This is a genomic window from Collinsella aerofaciens (genome assembly GCF_040920445.1).
GTDB lineage: Bacteria > Actinomycetota > Coriobacteriia > Coriobacteriales > Coriobacteriaceae > Collinsella > Collinsella aerofaciens_BH.
The window spans coordinates 14,200-17,840 of sequence record NZ_JBCOTQ010000049.1; the positions used below are offsets into that span (position 1 = coordinate 14,200).

Annotated in this window: 4 protein-coding genes; 2 read left to right on the forward strand and 2 right to left on the reverse strand. The window is 62.0% G+C overall.

Annotated features, from left to right (window positions below; all coding sequences use genetic code 11):
• Positions 1-196: 196 nt before the first annotated feature.
• Positions 197-778, forward strand: coding sequence for a GNAT family N-acetyltransferase (locus AB5405_RS07970; RefSeq protein ID WP_368138109.1), 582 nt, complete (start codon positions 197-199; stop codon positions 776-778).
• Between the two features lie 45 nt (positions 779-823).
• Here AB5405_RS07970 and AB5405_RS07975 read toward each other — a convergent pair whose 3' ends face one another.
• Positions 824-1,546 carry a GntR family transcriptional regulator gene (locus AB5405_RS07975; RefSeq protein WP_368138110.1) on the reverse strand — a complete coding sequence of 241 codons (723 nt, stop codon included), beginning with the start codon at positions 1,544-1,546 and terminating at the stop codon, positions 824-826.
• Between the two features lie 205 nt (positions 1,547-1,751).
• On the opposite strand from AB5405_RS07975, the gene AB5405_RS07980 reads away from it, so the two are divergent.
• Positions 1,752-2,744 carry an SIS domain-containing protein gene (locus AB5405_RS07980; RefSeq protein ID WP_118226093.1) on the forward strand — a complete coding sequence of 331 codons (993 nt, stop codon included), beginning with the start codon at positions 1,752-1,754 and terminating at the stop codon, positions 2,742-2,744.
• Between the two features lie 423 nt (positions 2,745-3,167).
• Here the strand turns inward: AB5405_RS07980 and AB5405_RS07985 are convergent.
• A partial coding sequence (locus AB5405_RS07985) for a transposase (RefSeq protein WP_368138111.1) occupies positions 3,168-3,641 on the reverse strand: 474 nt, incomplete at its 5' end.

The window sequence follows — 3,641 nt, forward strand, 5'->3', positions numbered from 1 at the left end:
GCGAGTATGCGGCGATCGAGTACTGGGAAAAGTACGACGAGACCCACACGGTGGTGCGCTTTTGCACCAGCTGGGCCACGACGCAGGAGGATATCGACGCGTTGGCGGCTGTCCTGTAGCCTGATGTAATGACGAGGGGCCGCCTTGCGCTGGGTTTGGCGCAAGGCGGCCTCTGTTTTTGAGGGGGAAGGGTTGTATGACCGAGATGTCCGAGCCGACGATTCGCCTGGCGACGCCCGATGATGCGCCGGCGCTGCTTGCCATCTATGAGCCGTATGTGCGCCAGACGGCGATTACCTGCGAATACGAGGTGCCAAGCGTTGAGGAGTTCGCCGGGCGCATCGAGCGTACGCTCAGGCGCTATCCGTATCTGGTGATGGAGCTGGACGGGCGTCCGGTAGGCTATGCCTATGTGAGTCCGCTCAACAGCCGCGAGGCATACGACTGGTCGGTCGAGACGTCGATCTACCTGGCGCGCGACGTGCGCCACGGCGGGCTGGGCCGCAAGCTGCACGATGCGCTCAAGCAATGCCTGATCGCGATGGGCATTACCAACGTGTGCGCGCTCATTGCCGTGCCGCACGACAAGGACGACGAGTATCTAACGCACAACAGTCAGGATTTCCATGCCCATATGGGCTACCGCCTGGTGGGCGCCTTCGATCGCTGTGCCCAAAAGTTCGGCCGCTGGTACGACATGTGCTGGATGGAGTTGGTCCTGGCCGAGCGCACGCCCAACCAGCCCAAACCAACCTGGTTCCCCGACCTCCTCGCCTAAAACCACCACAAAGGTGCCTGTCCCCTTTGCGGTGGTTTTGACAGGTTAGCCGATGGGCTCGGTGTATTTGGCGCGGTCGGTGCGCTGGATGCGCTTGGAGACATGGAGCGGGCGGCCGTCGGTGTCGTAGACGTAGTCGGTGATCAGGATTAGCGCCTGCCCGCGCTCGACGTTGAGCAAAAACGCCTCGTTTTGCGAGGCATAGCACACCTCAAAGGTCTTATGTCCCTGTGCTGGCGCGCGATGGAATTCTTGGCGCAGCGTCGCGTAGAGCGAACCGTTGATATCGCGATCGATGAGCGCCTCGAAGCTTGGCGGCAGGTAGGTGGTCTCTAGGCACAGCGGCACGTCGTCCAGGTAGCGCAGGCGGACAAGTTTGACGAGCTTGCTGCCCACGGCGGCATCAAAGAACTTAGCTATGCTGCCGCCCGCCTTGGTAAAGCCCGAGTCCACCGTGCGCGTGGTGGGCTTCATGCCCTGGCCTTCGACCTGCTTGGTATAGCTCGAAAACACCAGGTTGTTTTCGTGGAGCGCGGGCGTGTCGGCCACAAAGGCGCCGCGCCCGCGCTCGGTGCGCACCAGGCCCTCATCAACGAGTACCTTAAGGGCGTGGCGCACGGTGCTGCGCGACAGCCCCGATTCGTCCATGAGTTCCATCTCGGACGGCAGCTTGTCTCCGCGTGCGTAGATACCGGCGGCGATGCGGTCACGCAACATGCCCGCCAAGCGCTCGTATTGGCTCAGTTTCTTTTTAGACGAAGCGTTCATGTGATCAACCTGTATCTAACTTGTATGCGAGTCTAATCAAGCATGTATTCAATACAACAACAAAACTGCTGGTAACGGGAAGTCGAAAACCTTACCAGCAGAATTTCTAAGTCAAATATAGCATACAACTAGTCGACATAACCAAAACATGTATGTAACTTGTATGCCATCGAGAGCATCAAACGAGAAGAAAGGCTGATGCACGATGACTACTCAGGAACAGGTTAAGGATGTCGTCTCCCAGGTTTTGGCTGACAAGGCAGACAAGGGCGGCATCAAGCGCGTCGTGTGGATTGGCGCCGGCGGATCCAACGGCGGCAACTATCCTGCCCAGTACTTTATGGAGCACGAGGCCACGCAGGTCGTGAGCTCCAGCTACACCAGCAACGAGTTCGTGCACGCAACCCCCGCCTACGTTAACGAGAACACCCTGGCCGTCGTCGTGTCCATGCGCGGCACCAAGGAGACCATCGTCGCCGCCCAGGTCGCCAAGGACCACGGCGCCAGCACCATCGCCATCTATGTTGACGAGTCCGGCCTCACCGAGGTCTGCGACTACAAGATCCAGTACGACAGCTTGGCCGTCGACGAGTCCTGCATGGGCCGCACCAACTCCGCCGTCGTGACCATGATCGCCATGGAGCTTACGCAGCAGACCGAGGGCTATGCCGAGTACGAGACCGCTATGGCCGCGTTCGACTTGGTCGACCCCATCTATCGCAAGGCCGTCGAGTACACCCGTCCGCTTGCTGCCAAGTGGGCCGAGCAGAACGCCGACAAGCCCTGCATCAACGTCATGGCTCAGGGTCCGCTCTTTGGTGCCGCCTACGTCTTTAGCATCTGCAACGTGCAGGAGATGCTGCAGATTGACTCCTGCACCATCAACACCTGCGACTTCTTCCACGGTCCCTTCGAGATCCTGGACAAGCGTACCTCGCTGTTCCAGCTCATCAGCGTCGGCCGCAGCCGCTGCAACGACGAGCGCGGCATCCGCTTCGTCAACCAGTACGGTGGCGAGCGCGTCTATCAGCTTGACGCCAAGGAGCTCGGCCTCAACGACATCAAGGACAGCGTGAGCGAGTACTTCAACCACCTGATCTTTGCCCCGATCCTCAACAACGTGTATATGCGTGCACTCTCTGCCGTTACTCACAAGGACTACATGACGCGCCGCTACATGTGGAAGCTTGAGTATTAGTTACGCGGTTTTACCAAACCGCGTAACGGCTCGACGCTGCGCGGTCCGCATTTGGGCAATCTGACGTTCAACTTCAAGGGCGCGACCAGAAGGTCAGCGCCCTTTCGTTTCACGTCACCTTGCCTCAAATGCGGCCCGCTCGCTCATATGACCCAATCCGCTGTCAAGAGCCACAATGGCCCCGCCGACCGCTTGCAATCGGTCGGCGGGGCCTGCCGTTGAACCCGTCCCGGTCCGCCCCCGGCATGTCGTCGACGCCTTCGGCCCAGTCTCATATCCGCGGATACCGCTCCGGCGGCCCGCAATCCTCTCCTTCGGCGGGGCTCCCCAAGTCTGACTACGCGCATGCGGCCGCTGCCGCGCGCCCAGCGAGAACGGGGGTATCCCCGAAGGCTGCCCGGCTCGCCGGGACGGGGGCTATGTCTATTCGGTTGCCTCCCGGCACATCGCGCCGAGGGCCCACAGCCACCTCACGAGCTCGGCGGCGGTGGCGGCGTTCGCCTTCGCCTGGGGCATGCCCCTGGCGAGCATCTCCTCGCGGCGCCGGAGCAGGCGCTCGGAACCCTTCCTCCCGTGCATCCTCACCTCGAGCGGGACGCCGCTGCCCTTGGGCATCAGCTTCGGTTGGTGGCTCGCCTGGACGTAGCTCCAGGACCCCTCGACCGCCAGCCTCCTGACGAGCGCGTCGCCGGCCCCGCTGATCCCGCCGAGGCGCACGGAGTCCGCGCTCGACCTCTGCTTCGGGGCGAGGCCGAAATAGGCCGTGACCTGCCTTCCGGAGCGGAACCTCGTGAAGTCGCCGACCTCGGCCGAGAAGGCCGCGGCCAGCGCGAACCCGCACCCCTTGATCGACTGGAGCGCCTCGACCTCCGCCGAGAGGGGGCCCGCCGCGACGGC